Annotated in this window: 25 protein-coding genes and 1 tRNA gene; 24 read left to right on the top strand and 2 right to left on the bottom strand. The window is 60.4% G+C overall.

Annotated features, from left to right (window positions below):
• Positions 1-147 precede the first annotated feature (147 nt).
• The 3 genes from M3484_RS19690 (at position 148) to M3484_RS19680 (ending at position 3770) form a co-directional block, all read left to right on the top strand.
• Positions 148-810 carry a hypothetical protein gene (locus M3484_RS19690; protein ID WP_249498874.1) on the top strand — a complete coding sequence of 221 codons (663 nt, stop codon included), beginning with the start codon at positions 148-150 and terminating at the stop codon, positions 808-810.
• A 266-nt stretch (positions 811-1076) separates the two neighbouring features.
• Positions 1077-2879, top strand: a complete 1803-nt coding sequence (locus M3484_RS19685) for a hypothetical protein (RefSeq protein WP_249498873.1) — start codon at positions 1077-1079, stop codon at positions 2877-2879.
• A 3-nt stretch (positions 2880-2882) separates the two neighbouring features.
• Complete coding sequence (locus tag M3484_RS19680) at positions 2883-3770, top strand: hypothetical protein (RefSeq protein ID WP_249498872.1); 888 nt, start codon at positions 2883-2885, stop codon at positions 3768-3770.
• A 597-nt stretch (positions 3771-4367) separates the two neighbouring features.
• On the opposite strand, the gene M3484_RS19675 is transcribed toward M3484_RS19680, so the two are convergent.
• On the bottom strand, positions 4368-4766 hold the full coding sequence (locus M3484_RS19675) for a hypothetical protein (RefSeq protein WP_249498871.1): 399 nt from the start codon (positions 4764-4766) through the stop codon (positions 4368-4370).
• Positions 4767-4849: 83 nt separating this feature from the next.
• Between M3484_RS19675 and M3484_RS19670 the strand changes: the two genes are divergently transcribed.
• From M3484_RS19670 to M3484_RS19610, 13 genes are all read left to right on the top strand, one after another.
• Positions 4850-5200, top strand: a complete 351-nt coding sequence (locus M3484_RS19670; RefSeq protein ID WP_249498870.1) for a hypothetical protein — start codon at positions 4850-4852, stop codon at positions 5198-5200.
• A gap of 249 nt (positions 5201-5449) precedes the next feature.
• Complete coding sequence (locus M3484_RS19665; RefSeq protein WP_249498869.1) at positions 5450-5962, top strand: acetyltransferase; 513 nt, start codon at positions 5450-5452, stop codon at positions 5960-5962.
• A gap of 112 nt (positions 5963-6074) precedes the next feature.
• On the top strand, positions 6075-6614 hold the full coding sequence (locus M3484_RS19660; RefSeq protein ID WP_249498868.1) for an N-acetylmuramoyl-L-alanine amidase: 540 nt from the start codon (positions 6075-6077) through the stop codon (positions 6612-6614).
• A 2-nt stretch (positions 6615-6616) separates the two neighbouring features.
• On the top strand, positions 6617-6817 hold the full coding sequence (locus M3484_RS19655; RefSeq protein WP_249498867.1) for a hypothetical protein: 201 nt from the start codon (positions 6617-6619) through the stop codon (positions 6815-6817).
• Positions 6802-7071: a glutaredoxin domain-containing protein gene (locus M3484_RS19650; RefSeq protein WP_249498866.1), complete on the top strand. Its 270-nt coding sequence runs from the start codon at positions 6802-6804 to the stop codon at positions 7069-7071. The genes M3484_RS19655 and M3484_RS19650 overlap by 16 nt, the downstream gene beginning before the upstream one ends.
• A 632-nt stretch (positions 7072-7703) precedes the next feature.
• Positions 7704-8123 (top strand): hypothetical protein, encoded by a 420-nt coding sequence (locus tag M3484_RS19645; protein ID WP_249498865.1) that lies wholly within the window; start codon positions 7704-7706, stop codon positions 8121-8123.
• A gap of 181 nt (positions 8124-8304) precedes the next feature.
• The gene (locus tag M3484_RS19640) at positions 8305-8964 is read left to right on the top strand and encodes a TrmH family RNA methyltransferase (protein ID WP_249498864.1); all 660 of its coding nucleotides are present in this window, start codon (positions 8305-8307) and stop codon (positions 8962-8964) included.
• Positions 8965-9692: 728 nt separating this feature from the next.
• Positions 9693-9875 (top strand): hypothetical protein, encoded by a 183-nt coding sequence (locus M3484_RS19635; RefSeq protein WP_249498863.1) that lies wholly within the window; start codon positions 9693-9695, stop codon positions 9873-9875.
• A complete protein-coding gene (locus M3484_RS19630) occupies positions 9872-10147 on the top strand; it encodes a hypothetical protein (RefSeq protein ID WP_249498862.1) in 276 nt (91 codons plus the stop codon). The genes M3484_RS19635 and M3484_RS19630 overlap by 4 nt, the downstream gene beginning before the upstream one ends.
• Positions 10134-10499 (top strand): hypothetical protein, encoded by a 366-nt coding sequence (locus tag M3484_RS19625; protein ID WP_249498861.1) that lies wholly within the window; start codon positions 10134-10136, stop codon positions 10497-10499. Before M3484_RS19630 ends, M3484_RS19625 begins: the two co-directional genes overlap by 14 nt.
• Entirely contained in the window at positions 10496-10687 is a 192-nt protein-coding gene (locus tag M3484_RS19620) for a hypothetical protein (protein ID WP_092896140.1), read from the top strand. The genes M3484_RS19625 and M3484_RS19620 overlap by 4 nt, the downstream gene beginning before the upstream one ends.
• A gap of 106 nt (positions 10688-10793) precedes the next feature.
• Positions 10794-11132 carry a hypothetical protein gene (locus tag M3484_RS19615; protein ID WP_249498860.1) on the top strand — a complete coding sequence of 113 codons (339 nt, stop codon included), beginning with the start codon at positions 10794-10796 and terminating at the stop codon, positions 11130-11132.
• Positions 11129-11398 (top strand): helix-turn-helix domain-containing protein, encoded by a 270-nt coding sequence (locus M3484_RS19610; RefSeq protein WP_249498859.1) that lies wholly within the window; start codon positions 11129-11131, stop codon positions 11396-11398. The genes M3484_RS19615 and M3484_RS19610 overlap by 4 nt, the downstream gene beginning before the upstream one ends.
• Positions 11399-11565: 167 nt before the next feature.
• On the opposite strand, the gene M3484_RS19605 is transcribed toward M3484_RS19610, so the two are convergent.
• Positions 11566-11661, bottom strand: a tRNA-Sec gene (locus M3484_RS19605).
• A 339-nt stretch (positions 11662-12000) separates the two neighbouring features.
• Here M3484_RS19605 and M3484_RS19600 point away from each other — a divergent pair.
• The 8 genes from M3484_RS19600 (at position 12001) to M3484_RS19565 (ending at position 20366) form a co-directional block, all read left to right on the top strand.
• A complete protein-coding gene (locus tag M3484_RS19600) occupies positions 12001-13422 on the top strand; it encodes a GGDEF domain-containing protein (protein ID WP_249498858.1) in 1422 nt (473 codons plus the stop codon).
• A 474-nt stretch (positions 13423-13896) separates the two neighbouring features.
• Entirely contained in the window at positions 13897-14565 is a 669-nt protein-coding gene (locus M3484_RS19595; protein WP_092896129.1) for a helix-turn-helix domain-containing protein, read from the top strand.
• A gap of 30 nt (positions 14566-14595) precedes the next feature.
• Complete coding sequence (locus tag M3484_RS19590; RefSeq protein WP_092896127.1) at positions 14596-15666, top strand: extracellular solute-binding protein; 1071 nt, start codon at positions 14596-14598, stop codon at positions 15664-15666.
• A gap of 143 nt (positions 15667-15809) precedes the next feature.
• Positions 15810-16673 (top strand): ABC transporter permease, encoded by an 864-nt coding sequence (locus M3484_RS19585; RefSeq protein ID WP_249498857.1) that lies wholly within the window; start codon positions 15810-15812, stop codon positions 16671-16673.
• Entirely contained in the window at positions 16670-17464 is a 795-nt protein-coding gene (locus tag M3484_RS19580) for an ABC transporter permease (protein WP_249498856.1), read from the top strand. Before M3484_RS19585 ends, M3484_RS19580 begins: the two co-directional genes overlap by 4 nt.
• On the top strand, positions 17461-18579 hold the full coding sequence (locus M3484_RS19575; RefSeq protein WP_249498855.1) for an ABC transporter ATP-binding protein: 1119 nt from the start codon (positions 17461-17463) through the stop codon (positions 18577-18579). Before M3484_RS19580 ends, M3484_RS19575 begins: the two co-directional genes overlap by 4 nt.
• 27 nt (positions 18580-18606) lie before the next feature.
• Entirely contained in the window at positions 18607-19995 is a 1389-nt protein-coding gene (locus M3484_RS19570) for an NAD(P)/FAD-dependent oxidoreductase (RefSeq protein WP_249498854.1), read from the top strand.
• Positions 19996-20012: 17 nt separating this feature from the next.
• Positions 20013-20366: a cupin domain-containing protein gene (locus tag M3484_RS19565; RefSeq protein ID WP_092896119.1), complete on the top strand. Its 354-nt coding sequence runs from the start codon at positions 20013-20015 to the stop codon at positions 20364-20366.
• Positions 20367-20411: the final 45 nt, after the last annotated feature.

Genomic DNA, 20411 nt, shown 5'->3' with positions numbered 1-20411 from the left:
GATGAGCGTGCAGGTGGTCCCGAGCCCATATTTTGATACGGTTGTAGATGGCCGGATCCAGCGGGCCACTCCCTCTATTGTTGGACGGTCGGTCGCGGCGACGGTGCAAACTTCGCGCCAGTCGAAGTCGGTTCTGGGGCAGCGCTGATGCCGATCGATGTTTTTGCCTGGCCCCCGGTTGGGGTGAAGGGGCGCAGCTGGAAGGTTGAGGAACCTGTCGCTGCGCTGCGCTCTGCCCTGACCGGGCGGGACCAGATGCAGGCCAGCCAGCGCCCGCGCCGCTGGGTCTCGCTGGAAGTGTCGGCACTGGCCCGGGGCAGGATTGGCGGCGGCTATATGGAGATGCTGGGCAGGCTGCTGAAAGGCGGGGTCAATGGGGTCCGGCTCGCGAGCTGGTCGCCGAACTGGCACCTCAACGCAGATCCCGGCCATGGCTTCAACTGGTACTCGCTGCCGATGACCGCGACCGCGATCACTTCGGCAGGCTTCCCGGCCTGGCGGATCGTGGATCTGCCCCCCTACATGCAAGTGATCCGGCCCGGCGAGCGGTTCGCGGTCAATGGTGCGCTGTTTCAGGCGGTCAACAATGCGCAGGCGGATGCCTCGGGTGTGGCTGTAATCCGCGTGATGAGTGCTGTCAGCGGCTCGGGCGTGGTGAATTTCGAGGCGCAGGAAAGCGCTGTGTTCCGCCCGCAGGGTATCCCGACAGGTCAGCAGCCGCTTGGCGCAGACTGGTCTTATAGCTGGACCTTCCGCGAGGTCTTGGCCGATGAGGTCGGCGGTTTTACGGAGCTTGACCCATGGATCTGATGCGCGTGATCCATCCCGAGACACTGGCCGCGCTGTCAGGCCTTCGTTTCATCCGGTGGTGCTGGTCTGGCTCACCGGGCCTGTAATGTTGCCCGATGGGTCGCCCGCACCAAACGGCGGCAAGGTGATTTTCCGCCTGCGGTCCTGGGATCGCCAGGGGGGTGCCCTGATCATGAAGGGGCCGGAAGAGGCCGTGGTTGTGGGGGGTGTTATTGACAAAACACTGAACCGGACCTCGGCGCAGCGAGCGCGGCACGCTCTACGATGTGATCTACACCTATCCAAACGCAGCCGCCCGTGGGCAGTGGCTGGAAGAGCCGCTGGGCTCGATCTCGTTGACCGGCCCCGGTCCTGTCGCCCTTGCCGACCTTCTGGCAATCCCGGCACCTGTGCCGGCCGTGCCGGATGCGCTGGCGCAGGCGCTTGGGGCTGCGGCGAGCGCGCAGGCCGCGGCTGAATCGACGGTGCCCGTGCTGGAAGACAGGCTGGCTGCCGAAGCTGCTTCAGTCGCAGCCGCAGGATCTGCCGCACAGACTCAGGTTGCCGCAGGGCTGGCTGCCGCCGAAGCCAGTGCTCAGATCGCCCCGGCTGTCGCCGCCGCAGGTTCTGCTCAGGCCGCAGCCGCAGCATCTGCCGCACAGGCGCAGGCCGCCCTCGATGCAGCCATTGCGGCTGGAACATGGAATTACACCCCGGTCGACAATGCCGCTCTCGCTGCGATCACCGGCATGACCGCAGGACAGACCGCTTATGTCCGCCAGACCATGCATGTCTGGAGCGACAACGGCAGCGCATGGGTGGATACCGGGGAAAGCCCGCTGGCGGGGAAGGCGGAGAAGGCCGACCTTGAGCAGGTTCAAAGCCAAATTGGGGATATACGATTTGCGGAGATGAGAGATCCAACGCTCTCATTCGCGGCCACTGACGAGGACGGGAATTCTTCACCGGTCTGGCGCTTCAACCATGAGGGGGATTTCAGCGAAGATGCGTATGGCGTGATTGCTGCGGGGGTTGTAGGAAAGCTTCCGCCTGCCACGTTGGACGGTATCCGAGCGGAAGAACTTCCTAAGGGTTCTGGTTACGGCTTCGCGGTCACCGACGAGAACGGGAGCACCGCGCCAGACCTAAGCGTGGACGAGCATGGCTACTTCCTCGAAGCCACTATGCAGCGCATTTTTACATATGTCATGGCTCGCATGCCTGTTGCAGACCTTTGGGACCGCCCGCCCGAGCGACTGCTGACCATTGGTGACAGCCTGACAGCTGGCGCAACTGCCACCACCGAGGCTGCGCGTTGGAGAAATGTTCTCTCCGTTCTCACGGGCATTCCCCACGATCCCATGGGGGTCGGTGGCGAAACGGCTCGCACCATCACTTCGCGCACATCCGCGCTGAGCATGCTGGCTGCGTTTCCGGGAAATGAGATCCCGGCCGCCACTGCGCCGGTTGATGTAACCCTGACCTATCAGGACGGCGCCGCTGTGGCGCCTCTCGTGCAGGGGAGCCTTGGCGTGAACCCTGTCGAGATCTGCGGTGTCGTCGGAAACCTGTCTCGGGTTGCGGGGCCACCGGTGGTGTATCGCTTCACCCGCTCGGTAGCTGGGGCCGCGGTCACGATGCCTTCACCCTCGAGGGTGAAAACCGCCGCATATGATGCATTTCGGGGAGGCTTCCCAATCATCGGGATCGGCCAGAATGGCGGCTATGTCGATCTGGATGACCTGATCCGGATGAACTGGGCCATGATCAACTGGACCAGCCAAGGGCGGGCCGGTCGCTTCCTCGTCTGGACACGGACAGGTGTCAACGCCGCAACCAACGCAGAGATGGAAGCGCGTTACCAGAAAGAGTTCGGTCCGCGCTTCGTGAACATCCGCGCAATGCTTTCCTCGCTCTGGGCCTTCAAGACCGCGGGGATCACGCCAACGCAAGCCGATCTGGATGCCATCGGGGTCGGCTCCATCCCGCCGTCCTTCCTGTCCGATGCTGTCCACCACAATGATGCTGGTCAATACGTTATCGCCGTCTGCTTCTACCTGGCAGGCGTCTCCCTCTCTTACTGGAGCTGAACCATGGGCAAGCGCCTTATCATTCCGGGGATCACTTCGTTCACCGGCCCGAAGATTTATGCCGACCCCATCTTGTCGAAAGGCAGTTTGCTGCTTTGGGATCCGACGCATCTGTCGGGCGGCGATGCCGCTGGTGTTGCCAATGGCGCGTCATTGGCGAACGTAGCGGCAGATATTGCGGCGAGACTGATTGGGATCAGCGAAGCTGCTGCGCGACCAACTATCTCTAATGTCGGCGCAGAAGCTGGTTCAGCAACCGTCACTCAGAGCATGAAGCGTCGCACCGCAAAAGGGGGTCTTTATGGGGTCTATAGCAAGGCCCATGCGGTAGGTGATCGCCTGGGACAGACCAATTTTGGTATGCTGGCAGATTTTGCGAAGGAGTATATGTGGACGAATGACCACATGTATTTCATGAGCATCTGGGCGCGCTCACTTCGATCAGGCCGGGTGGGTACTGGGAGCGCCGCATCGCCACTTTCCGCCATGCATGGATCTGTGTCTGGTTCTGCCAATCAACTGCTCATAAACAACGGGACAATCGCCGCGCCATCTCGCCAGCAAGGCTTCAGCACGAACAACGCGCTATTTGATGCGAACGCGCCCCGTATCAATAATCTTGCACGGCAAGGTTGGGCCGGAACAAAGCCCACTTTGGTGAACGCTGTCGGTCCATGGTTCATGACAGGATCATACGGTTCTTGGGCGGGATCGCTGAATCAACCTGGGTGGTCCGGGATCATTGAGCGCTGCTACATCGAAGACCTCACTGTCTCCGGACGCAGCTATGCCGAGGTCGATGCCATCGACTTTGCCATATTCACCGCCGCGCATGCGGCGGGCGGGGCATGGTTCGGCGACACCTATCCAGATCCCGCAACGCTGCCTTGACCCGCCAACTAATTTGACGCACCGATGCCACCAAGGTCGTTTACGCCGGTGCGTCCTTCTGAGATCACAGTCCATGGAGAAGATCAGTGCCGCTTAACCTAACAGAAGTATCATCCGCTATTCCCGAGAAATTCGTGCACAGAATGATGGACGAGATTTGTTCGTTTCAGCCCGGAATTGGCGAGAGATGGGAAGGCCTTTGCGCACGCCTGATCTTAATAGCGGATGCGGCTGTTAAGGCTGAGCCTGAGCTTAAACGCCTTGTTTCCTTGGGTCAGGAAGACTCCTAGAGGCTCGCACTGTCATAGGGGGATTACCGAAATTGAAGATGGGTTTCGTTGCTGTGAAGAAATCGCGGCTTATCTCGGCCAATTCAGACAGCAACGAGGGCAAATCCTCCCTTAAGACTACTGCCTGCATGTAATTTCCGGAGGGCGTGGCTATTTTCATATCTCCCACGCCGAATGTCTTGCGTTTCGAGTCTAATTCTGAAAAATCGCTTGATAAGCTTTCATAGGTTTCACACCAAGCTCCGTGAACAATAGCGTTCCTCTTGGGAAGAAAACCTGCGATGCGATTGAGTGACGTCTTTAAGGCTTATCTATTTGCATCTTCCTCGGCATCTATCTTTAACAATTCGAGCAGAATTTGAATTTTGGAAGATGTACCATTTCGAGAGGTCAGAACCTCTCGGCTCCATTCGCTTGTCAGGCCGCTAAATCTCATTATTCCAAAATCAATAATCCGCTCAATCATGGCGAGCTGAGTGACAATCTTGCCTATGATGACGAAATCTTCATCATCAAGCGGCGTCCGAAAATATGCACCGTATCCAAGTTTTTCTGACATTTTTCGCCTTTCAGAAATGAATGCAAGGATCAGCTTATGTTGTGTTGCGGGTGTCAATGATTCTGGAGCAGAGCGGCTTTTTTCACTGGGTTGCTTGCGCCAGCCCAGTGACGCTTGTTCGGCTTCGAGACCTCCTTTTAACCCCATGGTGGCTGGTTCCGTCGATCCTCGGCGGGGCCGCTATATGGGCGATGGTGATCGCCGCAATGCCCTGACGCGCAGGAGGCGCTATGGATTCCAATCTCTGGGCCGAGATCAAGGCCGCAATCCTTGCCGGCTCCGTCATGGCAGCAGTGATCTGGGGCGCGCTCGGAGGCGCGACAAACGCCCTGGTGATCCGGGTGACAGCGCGGGAGGCGCTGCGCCACATCGCCCTTGGTGCAACCATCGCGGCGGGGCTGGGCGGACTGGGTGCGCCGCTGATCGGCCACTGGCTGGGCCTGCCACCCGATGCGATTGGAGCAGGCGGTGGGGCGGCGGGTGGTTCGGTGGCCTATCTGACCGGCTCTCTCGGTGCCGCCATATTCGAGGTGATTATTCAGCGTATCCGTGCAGGGAGGCTGCCCCGTGACAATCCGTGATCCTCGCCCCGTGGTTCTCTGCCCCGTTCATGCGCTCATCGTGCGCGTGGTCTTTGCGCTGATCGTGGCCGGGCTGATTGCGGGTCTGTGAGATGCTTGACGCTTTGAGCCCTTAGCGGTCATTCGGTGCTGTTCGGTGAGGGCTCTTCGTACATATTGGTTAGAAGCCACTTGCCGCCGCGATCCAGGCAAGCATCCTGCGCATTCAGAAGATACAAATGCCAGACTCCGACTGCCGCAAGGGTATAGATGACCCTCGCATCACCTGAAGTGCAAGAGCCGTTTGCGGTCAGTCGGAAATACATGGTATCAGACAGCATGCTTATTTTCAGACCTTCAACAGATCAGGACTTGCCGCGCGTCATGGAGATTTGGCGCCGGTCTGTCGACGCCACCCATCACTTTCTTGCGCCCCTCGACAGACGGGCAATTGAGGCCGAAGTTCTGGAGTTATTTCCAAAGTTGAGCCTGGTGCTTGCTGCGGATGCAACGGGGATGCCGCAAGGCTTTATGTTTCTGCATGCGGGGCATCTGGAGGCCCTGTTTGTCGATCCGGATCAACATGGCAACGGGGTTGGCAGAGCTTTGATTTCACGGGCAGTCGCGGCACACTCTGAACTGACGACCGATGTGAACGAGCAAAATACAGAGGCGCTCGGGTTCTACGAGCATATCGGATTCGTCCGCACGGGACGATCTTCCCATGATGGGCAAGGAAGACCTTACCCCCTTATTCATCTGCGATATCAGTCGCACATGTGAGCGTCCGCTCTGTCCCGCATAGCTGACCCTCGCATCAACTGAAGCGCAATCCGCTTTCCACCATGCCCCGCCAGCCAGCGGGGCTTTTTCACATCCAAACATGGAGAACATCATGAGCAAGATTGCTCTGGTGATCGGGCATAATGCCCGGTCGCAGGGGGCTGTCCGCGTGACGGACAAGCGTACCGAATATGACATAAACAGCGACCTCGCGGCGGCGATCCGGGATCTGGATCCGGCGCGCTATGTGATCGTGCGGCGCACGCATGGCACCGGTGAGATCGGCCGCGCCTATGCAGAGGTTGATCGGCTGGGCGTCGCAGCCTCGGTCGAGCTGCACTTCAACAGCGCGGAAGCGGCCAGCGCCACCGGCACCGAAACCCTGACCAGCGGCACCATCAACAGCGCCCGCCTCGCGCGCGGCGTCCAGGCCGGCATGGTCCGCGCCCTTGGCCTGCGGGATCGCGGAGTGAAGGTCATCGCGCGGAACGGAAGGGGCGGGGCCTCGCTCTGGACCGGCAAGCCGCCGGCCGTGCTGATCGAGCCGTACTTCGGCAGCAACCCGACCGACTGCGCCGCAGCGGATCGCAACTTCTCGGCGCTCGCCCGCGTCATTCATGAGGCCTGCACGGCCTATCTCAAAGGAGCCTGATCATGAATTCCGTCTATGTGCGCCTCGCGCTTTACGTCCTCTCCACCTTCCTCGGGCTGACCGCTGCATGGCTGGCCGGTTGGGGCGTGGTCTGGGATGCTGACGCCCAGAGCCTGACCGTCCATCTGCCGACGCTGCTGACCGCTGTCGTCGGCGCAGCTGGCGCCTCCTGGTCGATCTTCGCGCGGTGGGGTGTGAGGTAATCACCCTCTACAGCAGGCCGACCTGTGTCCAGTGTGACGCCACCAAGCGCGCGCTGGATCAGGCCGGGCTCCAGTACCGCGTGATCGACCTGACCGAGGACGCCGAGGCCATGGGCTATGTCCAGAGCCTCGGATACCGGCAGGCGCCTGTCGTGGTCACCGATGACGGCCTACCGCTGGAGATGCTTGATCTGGTCGACAATACATTTCAGCCCGCATCTTGCGATCTGGATCCAAGCTTCGGGAGCCCCTAGGTTTGGCTGCCGACAGATCAGCTTCCAACAGTCGTTGCCATGCCATTTCCCCGAGCGCCGCCCTTAGAACCGTATCGACCTGCAAGACGTAGTTTTGCCAAAGGCGCATGCCCACCAGGTCGGTGTCAGGATCCTCGCCGGAAAGGCTGCAGAGCCTGCGCGCTGCGCGTTCTCGAGGTGTCATGGTGCTTGCACTCGCTTTTGCACTCGTTGCCAGAGGTAACAGGGGTGATAAGTTCCCCTTACCTAAGCACACTGCAGCGAGTGTGGTTCCGTGAGAGCTTCTTCACCTGAACAACTTTAGAGCCGCCCCGGGATGCCGTGGGCGGCTCTTTTCGTTTCGGCGACCGTCAGCTATGGGGGAGATACTTTTGAAAAACCCGGGCCGCTGTCAGGCGCCACCGGAAAAGTAGAATATCTGCCCTCCGAAGGGTGCATATTCATCGGTTTGCGTCGGTTGCGCCTGCCGAGGCGGGACAAATTTCTGGATTTCCCCCTCTCTTGAGAGGCGGAGGTGTTTTTCAACAGTCTCCGGGACAAAGCGGACATTAGTGTGGTATTCCTTGCCAGCGCTACATATTCTGCGATCAATCCCCTCTGAGCAGCCACCTCGTAACCCTACGGAAAGCTATATGCGGCCACGCTTTACCCAGTACCTTACGGTGTTTCTATACTGGTATGCGGTAACCTTCCTATGCATCTGCGGGTTCGCGTTCCTCATAGCGCTGCGCGTTGACGCGCTTCGGTCGTGGGCTGAGTCGGCAATTGCTACAATCGTCATCACCTTGGTACCGGCGGCACTGACATGGGTTTTGGTCGCAGAGGGAGCGAGTCGTTATCGCCCGAGCGTGAAAGCGACTGTATTCTGGTCCGGCACCGCCGCAACCGCCGCTTCGGTGATAGCAATGTCAGTTGGTGAAGATGCGTCGTATTTGCCCCGTTGGATGACGTCTGCTCTGTTTCCCGCTTTTATTGTTGGTGGCATACCATTTATGATCATTGGACCGACAATCGCCTATTGGTTGGGAAAACATCAGACCCTGACGCAGTGAGGCATTCGCTCTCCTTGTGACCGTCCGCAATGGCTCAAAGCGTCGATCCGGGCTGCGGCCCCGGCCAGTCGTGCTGGACCGGAGCGCAGGTGGCAGCTATGCGGGACGGAGCGGGCGGTCGACATAGCTTCGCTGGTAACGTTTAATGCTTCCGAAGTGATACGGCAAAGAGGCGATGGCCATGAAGATGGAAGCGGAGAAACGACCCAAATCTGCGGCGCGTCAGCGTGCAGACGAGATTAAGGCGTTTCGCTGCAAGAATTTGATTGCTGTCATCGAAGACCCCTCTGAGACCAGAAACATCGGCACCGTTATTCGAAATGCTAACGCCCTTGGCGCAGAGAAGGTTTACGTTATCGACCCTCGCAAGAAGCTGCCTGACGAATGGGCTGAAATGCGGGAAGAGAAAGCGCTTTCATCCACATCAGTCTCTGGTGTCAAATGGACCTTTGTGAAGAGATTTGACAGCACTGAGGCATGTTTGAATCATCTGGAGCGCAACGGTTTCGTATCAATTGTCACCTCGCCCCACATCAAGGGCAGGACAAATATCCTGCTGCACGAAGGTGATTACACCATACACCACAAGCTGGCGGTCTGGTTCGGAAATGAGAGCAGGGGGATCAGTCCGCTCGCAGTTGAGCGCAGCGATATGTGCGTGTCAGTTCCCATGTTCGGCATGATCGAAAGCCTGAACCTCGCGACAAGCTCGGGTATTGTCCTCTACGAAGTGACACGTCAGCGGCGCGCGTATCTGAGCATTTTCAGCAGGCGGGACAGGAAGGGAATAAGGGCCGCCCCTCTGCCCGTGGTCATAGAGCGTGACGGGAGCGACCCTTAACCAACGACCGTCTGCAATGGACTCAAAGCAACTTCCACCACCGGTGGAGGTTGTCCCCGAAAGTGGGGAAAAGCTTCTTCTGGCCGGGAAGAAGCTTGCACTCCCCGGTTCTGGGGACCGCAAGTCAGACAGGGGATCACCGGTCTCGCAGGTCGGTACGAGTGGCGTTCCGACCTCGCACCCCGATTTCGGGGTCTGGCCTAAGCAAAAAATCTGGCTTTGCTTCCCCGTTTTGGGGAGCGATCGCTGTCCATGGTGGACAGGTATATGCCCTCAGATTTCAGGGCATCTCGGCGATCCTGTAAAATCAGGAGCGTCCACAACGGACATGCCAAGCCGAACCCCGAAGGGTTGTGCTTGATTTCCGAAATGTGCGGAGGCATTGTGCGGAGCAGAGCCTGAGAACTCTCGATGCGGTCCCTTGACGGGGATTGCGCATCAACCGCGATAGGAAGTGTCCAGCCTTGCCGGGCTTAGCCCCTTCCGAAAATAACGCGCCCATTTTGCTGTGGGCGTGACCGGCACCACTATGCCGGGAGTGCCACGGTGCGGTCAAGAGCAATCTTGACCCTTATATAAGCCTTCGGGTGAAGGCCGTGGCGCACATTCTCGCGGATGTGTTCTCAGACTCCCGGCGCCAGTGCCGTTCGCTGGCATAGGAAATTGTGCAAGAAATTGCCCTTTTCCCCGGCCCTGAGAAGCCGGTCCTGACCGCGAGTACGAAAACCATGACCAAGCACGATATGGGGCAGTTCCATCTGCCGCCCGTTCGCCGTGACCAACTGCACGACGATGTTGCCCTTGCGCTGGACGCGATCACCGCGCCGCAGCCGAGCGCTCGCGAGTTGGCCGAAGCCGCCAGCTACCTGCGCCACGCCCTGCACCTGATCAAATCGGGGGTGGCAGCATGATTGTGGATCGTCAAATCTTCGCGGGCCTTGTTCCTGATGAGCGCGCCAATGATTTCGCCTATACGGTTGCCGCCCTGATCAGGACTGCCCGGATCGCGCTGGAGAGCAGCGATACCGGCGGTACCAGCGAGGCCGTGAAGCTCGGTAGCATCGCCCTGACACTTGAGGTCGCGGAGGAAATGCAAGCCGTAGTGATAGACGGCACCGAGGAGCATGAACGCGCGCGGGGCATGGGCTTCTGGACGAAGGAGGCTGGCCATGAAGCGGCGTGACCTCCTGACTCTCGCCCCTGCCGCCCTGGCTGGCTGCGCAGTTCCCGCCAGGGCCTGCACCCTGCGCCTCGATGAAACGCTGGTCGCCACCGCCTATCGGGAATGGGCCGCTTTCCGTGCCTATATCAACGGACCCGCGACCAAAGGGATGAAAAACACAGAGTTTAATCCGCTGGTCGAAGAACTGGACGGGATGGGGCTGGCTCTGCTGACCATCCCGGCCGAGAGCGCCGCCGACTTCATCATGAAGGTGATCGCCTCGACTGATTGGGGGCAAGGCGGGATGCCTGACATCACGGAACTGCCGGAGCTCTGGGCCGAGGCCCGCGCACTGGTGGGGGTGTCGCAATGAGCCAGGTCCTCGACGCACTTGATGAACTTACTCGTGCCCGCGATCTGGTCCAGCTTCTCGAGATGACCACCCGGCACGATCCCGATGACGACCGCAAGGCTCTGGCTTCGGGCTGTGAGGCCGCGCTGATCCGGCTGAATGCTGGACTGGCTCTCCTGAAACCCGCCGCAGAGGGGGCGAGTGAGTAATATGGAAGATTTCAAGTTTCGCGCCGCCCGCCTCTGCACTCCGCATGAAAACCTCTGCGCCGCAATCGGGCTGATCCAGACGCAGATCCTTGCGAACGAAACGAGGTTGAACCCGGAAGTGATGTTCGGCCTAAGCCATTTCAAAAACAGTGCTCTTGAAATGGCAGTCTCTTTACTGGTCGCCATGACCGGGGAGGCAGAGGAACTTCCCTGGGACGACGAGGACAATGTTCCTGCTACAGCGGCAGGCCGCGCCTCCTATGCCGCCGGGGCTCTGGAGGTCGAAGCGCCGCAGTCCCTGCTGGCCCCCGATGGCGGTCCATCTTCCGAGATCATGGACTTCTGCCAGAAGACCGGCGTGAGCCTCGACTTCATTTTCTGCGGCGATGTGAAGGGTATGCTCCGGGCTGCATATCGCCGGGAAAAGGGCGCGGCAACGGCATGACCTATTCCGACAAGGTTCGGGCCGAAATCGCCGCCCGCTATGGTGTCCCGGTGCGCTGTCAGGTGAAGATTATCCCGCCCGGGGTGATCGCGGAGGCCTATGACCCATGGGCGCCCGCCGGATCTGTGCGGCGGGGGCGTCAGCTCACCGCGAAAGATCGCCGGAAGATAGTCGAGATGCGGGACGGTGGCGCGAGCTTCCGGCAGATCGGCCGGCATCTCAATCGCAGCACCAGCCTAGTTTATAGCGTGGCCGGGTGCCCGTGACCCCTGCCCTGCCCCGGCATCGGTCGGGGCAGACCCGATCACAAAAAGGTGACAGTTATTCCGCTGTATTCCGGGAAGTTCCTTCGCCAAGTGGGGGAATGAACGGCGGAACAGGATCACTACATCCCGGATAAACTCAATAATATCAAATACTTAATTCATTTAATTGGCGGAGGGGAGTGGGAGTCGAACCCACCCGGGACAGTCTCGCTGCCCCAACCGGTTTTGAAGACCGACCGCCCCACCGGAGACGATTCCCTTCCCTCACGGATCAAAACTAGTGACGCGGCGCTGGCGGCGCAAGCACGGAGCCGCCAGGCGGGCGCGCGCTCGTGGCGGATGCTGAGGCTATGACCGTGACAATTCATCACCTGGCCTGATCCGCGTTAACACTTTTTTTCGAAAGCATGTGCAGATTGACGGGATATTGGTCCGAGCCGTCCTTCTGTGACGCGGATCAGTCTGGTGGTGCAGAGGATGTTCCTCGTCTGACAACAGGAAGCGGCCGGAATCCTACAGGACATCTGTAAAAACAGAGGTCGGAAGCTGGGGACGGGCAAAAGCCGGCAGACAGACAGGAAGAGGGATGTAAGGGGTTACGGATGAACGCAGATATGGAACTCCGGGTCGCGGCCGTACCTGAAGCCTGGCGGGCAGCCGGGGTGCTTTTTGCCACAATCTTCCTGGCAACCCTTTTCGGGATCTACAGTCGACCGGTCGGCTTTCTCGCCAGTATCTGGCCGGCCAATGCAATCATGCTTGGACTGATGCTGCGCAATCCGGTCATGGCGCAGGCGCCCGGCTGGATGGCGGGCTTCGCCGGGTTCATGATCGGTGACCTGCTGACTGGCGCGGGTCTCGAAAAGGCCCTGATCCTCAATATCGCCAATATCATCAGTATCTCGACCGCCTATGCCATACTGACCCGTCTGCCGGCGGAGATCAGCGAGTTGCGACAGCCGGTTTCAATGCTGTGGATCGTGCTGGCCTCGCTTGCAGGCGGATTTGCCTCAGGCCTGTTGGGGGGGATCGCCGGCATAAAGTACTGGGGCGGCGATGCGCTCAGCGGGATTGTCTACTGGACGGCGGGTGAGTTCGTCACCTACATCGCCTTTCTCCCTGTGATCCTCTCTGCGCCGCCGTTGGTGCAGATCAGGAAATACTGGTACCGGCTCGATCTCATAGACAGAAGCGACCTTGTTCCCGCCATGATGGTTGTCCTGACCTTCATCGCCTCGCTGTTGATCGGTGGCCCCGGTGCAGTGGCCTTCCCTGTCCTTGCGCTCCTCTGGTGCGGCCTGACCTGGTCTGTCTTTGCAACCGCTGTGCTGACGCTGGTCTTCGGGGTCATGGCACTTGGGGTGATTGCCAGCGGGATGGTTCCCTATCTCGACGGGTTCCCCGACAAGGCCGCGCTGTCTTCGTTCCGCCTTGGCGCCTCGGCGATTGCACTGGTGCCGATCACCCTCGCCATCGTGATGCGCAGCCGCAACGAACTGACCGAGCGGCTGCGCTATCTGGCCAGTCATGATGCGCTGACCGGCGTGACCAATCGGGCGGCCTTCCACGAACAGGCCTCGAGACGGCTTGCCGCAGCCGATCGCAGCACCGCGATGCTGATGATAGATCTCGATCACTTCAAGTCCGTAAATGACACCTGGGGCCATGCAGCCGGTGACGAGGTCCTGCGTGAGACTGCGCGGCGGGTTGTCCGGATGCTGCGCCCGGCTGATCTGTTTGCGCGGGTGGGTGGCGAGGAATTCGTGGTGATGATCAATGGTGTTACGCTTGAGCAGGCGCAATCAGTGGCCGAGCGCCTGCTGACCGTTGTCTCCGAACAACCGGTACGGGTTGGCGACGGGTCGATCCTGATTGCGGTCACCACCAGCATCGGTCTTGCCGTCGCGCGGCCTGACGGCGCAACCTCGCCGGACGCCCTGATGCAGCAGGCGGATCATGCGCTCTATCAGGCGAAACATGGGGGACGTAACCGGGTGGTCACGGTCGGGGTGTCCGGAAAATAGCCTCCCACATAAAGACCCTTATTCCTTGCCGGCGCGCTGCCCATCTTCAGGGCGTCCCTTTGACGAATGTTGGGCAGAACTGACCAGGAGCTTTTGCGATCAAGCCGATATTGCCGCTCTGGCCAGTCAGGACGCCGCAGAGGCAGATGCCTGTGGTTTAACCCCGCAGGTCGAGATCACTGAAGATCTCGAGGCGGTGCTCCGCAACTGGCGGGGCAGCTGTGGCGAAGGCCCCAGGACAGCTTCAGGCACCTGGATCGCTGATCGACCCTCCCCCTGCAAACGCCGCCTGTTCCCGCGACAGGCGGCGCTTTTCATTGCAGCCAGAATGTCAGCTGCGCCGGTCAGATGACAACTTTTCACCGCGCGTTCAGAATCATTGCCCATAAATAAAGTATCACTTAACACTTGTGCAGTGGGACATCTGGAACTGCTATCCCACACCCCAGCCCGGGCATTTGGGCGGAGATTCTGGTGTCACAGCTCAGCGATGCAATCACAGCAGAAACCTCGGACCAGCAGCGGCTGCTGGCAGAGCGTCTGCGCCGGTTGCGCAAGGCCAGCGGCCTCTCGCTGCGCCAGCTCGCCGATGCAACGGGGACGTCGGCCAGTTTTCTCAGCCAGCTTGAACGCGGCCTGACCGGTGCCAGCACCTCAACGCTGATCCGCATCGCCAATGCTTTCGGCTGTTCGATCGCCGAGCTTTTCGCCTTCACCGACAGCGCGCAGAACCCGGTATTGCGCCGCAAGGATCGCCCCACCCTGCCCGAGATGAGCGGGCATCGCAAAATGCTGCTCTCGCGCCGGCCCCTGACCCAGTTCGAGGCCTATGTCTCGGAATTTGAGCCGGGCGGCTCGACCGGCGACGAGGCCTATAGCCACGGCGATTCACATGAGATGATCCTCGTTCTGGCCGGCAAGGTACAGATCGACCTCGGCCCGCAAAGCTACCAGCTCGATGAGGGCGACAGCATCGAATTCCAGAGCTCGGTCCCCCACCGCGTCGCAAATACGGGCACCGGGCCGGCCTCGGTCCTCTTCGTGACCTCACCGCCCACCTCGACCACCGGCTATCTCGACACGTTCCGCGCCGGCCGCAGCGAAAGATCCGGCGAAGACCGGATCCAGATAAAATATGATTAAACAAAATCTTACACTCAGGGAGCAACCGCAATGAAGCTGAAAAACCTCACCGGCCTGTCGCTGATCCTCGGCCTTGGCCTTTCCCTCCAGGCGCAGGCCGATACCCCCGTCGCAGGCGAAACCGCCGAGGGCTCGCTTGCCGGCAAGACGCTGACCTTCGTGTCATATGGCGGCACTTTCCAGGACGGCCAGATCGCCGCCCTTGACCAGTTCGTGGCGCAATCCGGGGTCACGCTTCTGTCGGACGGCCCCACCGAAAACGCAAAGATCCAGGCTCAGGTCGAATCCGGCAATGTGATGTGGGATGTGGTCGATACCGGCGACTACACCCCCTTTGTCCATTGTGGCACCCTGTTCCAGAAGCTTGACTTCTCGAAGCTCGACATTTCGAAAGTGCCGGAAGGCCAGGTCGGGGAATGCTCGGTTCCCGCGATGAACTATGCGATCATGTTCCTCTACAACAAAGACAAATGGCCCGAGAATGGCCCGGCTTCCTGGGCGGATTTCTTTGATACCGAGAAATTCCCCGGCACCCGCGGCATTCCCGGCTATTCCGATGCCGAAGGCTATATGATCGAGCTCGCGCTTCTGAATGACGGCGTGGCAAAGGCTGATCTTTTCCCGGCAGATATCGACCGTGGCCTGAACAAATGGCGGTCGATGCGCGACAGCCTCGTGTTGTGGACCACCGGCGCGGAAAGCGCGCAGATGATGGAATCGGGCGAGGTTGATATGGTCATGGTCTGGTCCGGCCGTGGCAAGGCCGCGCTGGAAAATGGCGCGAACTATGAGCCGGTCTGGCAGGACTGGGTCGTCGTGAAGGATCAGATCACCATCCCGGTCGGCGTCAAGGATGTCGACGCCGCCCATGCGCTGATCAATGCCTATCTCGGCGCCGAAGCCCAAAGCAAAATGGCCGAAGAGACCTCCTATTCGCCGATCAATATCGACTCGAAGCCGCAGGTCGATGAGCTGACCGCTTCTTTCATGACCAATACGCCCGAAAAACAGGCGATGGCCTATAACCAGAATGTGCAATACTGGGTCGATAACTACGATGTTCTCAGCGAGAAATGGGCTGAATTCATCGCAGGCAACTAAGCCCAACCGAACCCCGCGCGCCTGAGCCTGCGCGGTCATGCTGCGGCGACCCCTGCCAGGGTCGCCGCAGCTCCCTACCGGCACCTGCGCGCTGACGCGGCAGCCGGCCCCGAAGAGACATCACGAGCCCCGTCAGAGGATCCATGTCAGTGCCCGACCCAAGCGCCCTCTCGCCCCGCAGGATCCTGTCGCATCCTGCTTTGCTGACGCTGCCTGCGCTGGCGATCCTGATCCTTGTCATGGCGGTGCCGCTTGGCACCGTGATCAGCCGCAGCTTTACCGAGGGCGATGCGTTTCTCGACAATTACTACTGGTTTTTCACCACGCCGGTGAACATGACCGTGCTGATCCGGACCTTCCGCATCGCCGCCGTGGTCACGCTGGTCTGCGCGATCGTGGCCTATCCCTATGCCTATGCGATGTCGGTCGTGGGCCCGCGCCTGCGGCTCTTTCTGATCATGTGCGTGCTGGTGCCGTTCTGGGTTTCGGGCGTGGTGCGCACACTGGCCTGGGTGATCTTGCTGCAAGACAGCGGTGTCATCAACAAGACGCTGCTTGCGCTTGGGTTTGACAAGGTCAAGCTGATCCGCACCCAGCTGGGCGTCACCATCGGCATGACCCAGATCCTGCTGCCCTTCATGATCATGCCGCTCTATGCTGTGATGCGCGGCATCGACCTGCGGCTGATCCAGGCGGCAAAAAGCCTGGGCGCCCATCCGGTCAAAACCTTCTTCCAGGTCTATCTGCCGCTTTCATTGCCGGGTGTCTTCGCCGGCGCCACCATCGTCTTCATCCTCGCGCTTGGCTTCTACATCACGCCGATGCTGCTTGGCGGCACGCAAAGCTCGATGCTCTCGACCCTTGTGCAGCAACAGGTGCTGTCGCTGCTGAACTGGGGCCGGGGCGGCGCGATGGGGGTTGTGCTTCTGATCGCGACCTTCGGCTTCCTCGCCCTTGCCGCCCCCTTCATGCGGCAGAAATACAAGATGAGCGGAGGCAGCAGGTGAAACGCTTCAACCCTGGCAAGCTTATCCTCGGGCTGGCGGTTGCGCTGATTGCAATCTGGCTGCTCGCGCCCACCATTGTCGTGGTGCCGATGTCTTTCGCCGATAAGAAATCGCTGGCCTTCCCGCCCAGTGGGTTCTCGCTGAAATGGTACGAGAACTTCTTCACCAACCCGCAATGGTTCAACAGTTTCACCACCTCGCTGAAGGTTGCGGTGATGGTATCGGTTGTGGCGACCGTGATCGGGACCATGGCCGCCATCGGGATCGAGCGGATGAAATCCCGCGCCGCCGGCCTGATCCGGATGCTGCTGATCACGCCGATGGTGGTGCCGGGCGTCGTCCTCGCAGTGGGCGTTTACGCAGTCTATCTGACCCAGGGCCTTGTCGGGACCTGGACCGGCTATGTGCTGGCCCATACGCTGCTGGCGATCCCCTTCGTGGTGATCGCGGTTGGCGCGAACCTTGCGGTCTTTGACCAGCGGCTTGAAACCGCCGCTGCCAGCCTCGGCGCCAACAGGCTGACCACGTTTTTCACCGTGACCCTGCCGCTGATCCGCCCCGGCATCCTGTCCGGCGCGCTTTTCGCCTTTGTCACCTCGTTTGACGAAGTCATCGTGTCACTGTTCATCACCAGCCCGCAGCTGAAAACCCTGCCGGTGCAGATCTTCTCGTCGATGACCCGCGACGCCGATCCGACCGTCGCAGCCGTCGGCTCGCTGATCTTCCTGACCACCACGCTCGTCATCGGACTGGGCCTTATCTTCGGAACCCGTAAAGGGCGCAAATCATGACCAATGAACAAACCGGCAGCCGCAAGGGCGCGGCCATCGACATCCAGGCCTGTTCGAAATTCTACGGCAATTTCACAGCACTGGATGATGTGTCGCTCAGGGTCGAGCCGGGCGAGTTCATGTCTTTTCTCGGGCCGTCCGGATCGGGCAAGACCACGACGCTGAACCTGATCGCCGGGTTCACCGATCTGAGCCGGGGCGAGATCCGGCTGGGCGAGCGCCCGATCAGCAATGTCCCCGCGCATAAGCGCAATATCGGGGTGGTGTTCCAGCATTACGCGCTGTTCCCGCATATGACGGTGGCGAAGAACGTGGCCTACCCTTTGCGTCAGCGCGGTGTGGCTAAAGCCGAGCGTGACCGCCTGGTTGATGGCGCACTCGCCAAGGTGCATCTTGAGAAATTCGCGCATCGCTACCCGTCCGAACTTTCCGGCGGCCAGCAGCAGCGCGTCGCGCTGGCACGGGCGATGGTCTTTGACCCTTCGGTCCTCCTGATGGACGAACCCCTTGGTGCGCTTGACAAAAAGCTGCGTGAAGTCTTGCAGCTGGAAATCCGGCGCATCCATCGAGAGCTCGGATCGACCTTTGTCTATGTGACCCATGACCAGGAAGAGGCGCTGGTGCTGTCCGACCGCATCGCGGTCTTCAACAAAGGCCGGATCGAACAGGTCGGGACCGGGCATCAGCTCTATTCTGACCCGCAGACCCTGTTTGTCGGCCAGTTCATCGGCGAAAGCTCGATCCTGCGCGGCGGTCACCGGGTGAATGGCGCGGAAACCGCGCTGGATGTCGGCGGAACCAGCATTTCGGCCCCCGGCATCCCAAAATCTGACGGCGCGCAGGTCATTCTGCTGCGCCCCGAAGATGTCGCCGTCCAGGCCCCCGGCACGGGTGCGGCCAACGGGCGCGCCAATGTGATTCAGGGCACGGTGCGCGAGGCGATCTATCTGGGATCGGCAATGAAATATGAAGTTCTCCTCGCGGACGGCACGCCCATCGTGGCGCGCACCGCCACGCAAGGCGAGGCTTTCGGGATCGGGGCCGGGATTGAGCTGGCCTGGAAGCCGGAAGATGGCAGGCTTCTGACCGATGACGGCTCGGTAGGCGGACATTAGGTCCTGGGCCACTAACAGGTGATGAACATGCAAGCTAAGAAAAACGGCGGCGTCTCGTTCTGGTATGAGAATATCGGCGGCACGCCCGGCTACCGCCCGCCGCTGCCCGGCAATATCGAAGTCGATATCTGCATCGTGGGCGCGGGCTATACCGGGCTCTGGACTGCCTATTACCTGACCGAGATCGAACCTTCGCTCAGGATCGCGATCGTGGAAAAGGAATTCGCGGGCTTTGGCGGTTCGGGGCGCAATGGCGGCTGGTGCTCGGGCGAGTTCAGCTGGAGCCGCAACAAATACCTCTCGACCGGTACCCGCGAAGGCGTGATCGAATTCGAGCGTCAGCTGCGCGGCACCGTGGCCGAGGTGGAACGGGTGACGCAAAAGGAAGGCATTGATTGCGACTTCCTGATGACCGATTGCCTGACCTTCGCCCAGACCCCCGCGCAATGGGAACGCCTGCAGGAAGATTACGCGACGGCGATGTCATGGTCTGTGCCTGCGACACGGCTGGAGCTGATCGACGGCCCTGAGGCCGCCGCGCGCATCCGGGTCCCGAATGCAAAAGGCGCGCTGGTGCGCCATAATGTGGCGCGGGTGCAGCCTGCGAAACTGGTGCGCGGGCTGGCCGAAGCGGTCGAGCGGCGCGGCGTCAGGATCTATGAACAGACTGCCGTGACCAGCATCGAAAAGGGGCGCGTGGTCACCAGTCGCGGCACGGTCAAAGCCAAACGCATCGTGCGCGCAACCGAAGGGTTCACCCATGGCATCAAGGGCCAGGAGCGCGAATGGCTGCCGCTGAATTCGGCGCAGATCGTGACCCAGCCCCTGCCCGACGCACTTTGGGATGAGATCGGCTGGGAGAAGTTCCAGCTCCTCTCCGATGCCAGCCACGCCTATTGCTATTCGCAACGCACCGCCGACAACCGCATCGCTATGGGCGGGCGCGGTGTGCCCTATCGCTTCGGGTCAAAAACCGATGTGAACGGCCAGACCCAGCCCGCAACCGTCGAGGCGCTGATCGAGATCCTCTACCGGATGCTGCCACAGACAAAGGGCCTGTCGATCGATCACGCCTGGTGTGGTGTGCTGGGGGTGCCGCGCGACTGGTGCACGACCGCCGGCATGGACGCGAATACCGGCATGGCCTGGGCCGGCGGCTATGTGGGCCTCGGCGTCTCGACCTCGAATTTCTCGGGGCAGACGCTCGCGGATCTGGTCCTTGACCGCAATACCGAACGCACCAGCCTGCCCTGGGTCAACCGCCGTCCGAAAAAATGGGAAATCGAACCCTTCCGCTGGCTCGGTGTCCACGGAATGTACTGGTTGTATCACCTGGCAGACCGCCAGGAAGCCCGCTCGGGCGGGACCAAAAGCTCGCCCCTCGCCAAACTCGCCAATAAACTGACCGGTCGTTAAGGCCGCAGGAGACAGCTATGATTGATCTTTCCGTTTTCACTGCCCTTTCAGGGATCGACCTCGGCCAGTTGAAAGACAAGCCGACCACCCTGAATCCTGGCCAGCAGGAGGCCGCGCATTCGCTCTGGACCTCACCCGATGGTGTGCTGGAGATCGGGCTTTGGGAATGCACGCCGGGCCAGTTCACCGCTGACCGCTCAGCTGCCGCCGAATTCTGCTACTTTCTGGAGGGCAGGATCGTGATGACCCATCTCGACGGCACGAAGAAGACCCTCGGGCCGGGGGATGCGATCATGCTGCCGAAAGGCTGGAAAGGCACCTGGGAGATCCAGGAACATACCCGCAAGATCTTTGTCTTCTTCGAAGGCTGATACGGCAAAGCGACCAGATCCCTGACCGGAAAAATAAGGGGGGGC

Source organism: Pseudomonas sp. GX19020, assembly GCF_023371075.1.
Lineage (GTDB): Bacteria > Pseudomonadota > Alphaproteobacteria > Rhodobacterales > Rhodobacteraceae > Pseudogemmobacter.
Note: the sequence above shows the minus strand (reverse complement) of the source record. Positions and strands in the feature narration are given on the sequence as shown.

Bases quoted from the DNA above. Each gene is read 5' to 3' on its own strand.
- M3484_RS19600 (WP_249498858.1), top strand. From the start codon at position 12,001: ATGAACGCAGATATGGAACTCCGGGTCGCGGCCGTACCTGAAGCCTGG.
- M3484_RS19620 (WP_092896140.1), top strand. From the start codon at position 10,496: ATGAGCCAGGTCCTCGACGCACTTGATGAACTTACTCGTGCCCGCGAT.
- M3484_RS19625 (WP_249498861.1), top strand. From the start codon at position 10,134: ATGAAGCGGCGTGACCTCCTGACTCTCGCCCCTGCCGCCCTGGCTGGC.
- M3484_RS19570 (WP_249498854.1), top strand. From the start codon at position 18,607: ATGCAAGCTAAGAAAAACGGCGGCGTCTCGTTCTGGTATGAGAATATC.
- M3484_RS19630 (WP_249498862.1), top strand. From the start codon at position 9,872: ATGATTGTGGATCGTCAAATCTTCGCGGGCCTTGTTCCTGATGAGCGC.
- M3484_RS19655 (WP_249498867.1), top strand. From the start codon at position 6,617: ATGAATTCCGTCTATGTGCGCCTCGCGCTTTACGTCCTCTCCACCTTC.
- M3484_RS19610 (WP_249498859.1), top strand. From the start codon at position 11,129: ATGACCTATTCCGACAAGGTTCGGGCCGAAATCGCCGCCCGCTATGGT.
- M3484_RS19660 (WP_249498868.1), top strand. From the start codon at position 6,075: ATGAGCAAGATTGCTCTGGTGATCGGGCATAATGCCCGGTCGCAGGGG.
- M3484_RS19565 (WP_092896119.1), top strand. From the start codon at position 20,013: ATGATTGATCTTTCCGTTTTCACTGCCCTTTCAGGGATCGACCTCGGC.
- M3484_RS19645 (WP_249498865.1), top strand. From the start codon at position 7,704: ATGCGGCCACGCTTTACCCAGTACCTTACGGTGTTTCTATACTGGTAT.
- M3484_RS19670 (WP_249498870.1), top strand. From the start codon at position 4,850: ATGGATTCCAATCTCTGGGCCGAGATCAAGGCCGCAATCCTTGCCGGC.
- M3484_RS19575 (WP_249498855.1), top strand. From the start codon at position 17,461: ATGACCAATGAACAAACCGGCAGCCGCAAGGGCGCGGCCATCGACATC.
- M3484_RS19640 (WP_249498864.1), top strand. From the start codon at position 8,305: ATGAAGATGGAAGCGGAGAAACGACCCAAATCTGCGGCGCGTCAGCGT.
- M3484_RS19585 (WP_249498857.1), top strand. From the start codon at position 15,810: ATGTCAGTGCCCGACCCAAGCGCCCTCTCGCCCCGCAGGATCCTGTCG.
- M3484_RS19635 (WP_249498863.1), top strand. From the start codon at position 9,693: ATGACCAAGCACGATATGGGGCAGTTCCATCTGCCGCCCGTTCGCCGT.
- M3484_RS19665 (WP_249498869.1), top strand. From the start codon at position 5,450: ATGACCCTCGCATCACCTGAAGTGCAAGAGCCGTTTGCGGTCAGTCGG.
- M3484_RS19680 (WP_249498872.1), top strand. From the start codon at position 2,883: ATGGGCAAGCGCCTTATCATTCCGGGGATCACTTCGTTCACCGGCCCG.
- M3484_RS19675 (WP_249498871.1), bottom strand. From the start codon at position 4,766: ATGGGGTTAAAAGGAGGTCTCGAAGCCGAACAAGCGTCACTGGGCTGG.
- M3484_RS19690 (WP_249498874.1), top strand. From the start codon at position 148: ATGCCGATCGATGTTTTTGCCTGGCCCCCGGTTGGGGTGAAGGGGCGC.
- M3484_RS19590 (WP_092896127.1), top strand. From the start codon at position 14,596: ATGAAGCTGAAAAACCTCACCGGCCTGTCGCTGATCCTCGGCCTTGGC.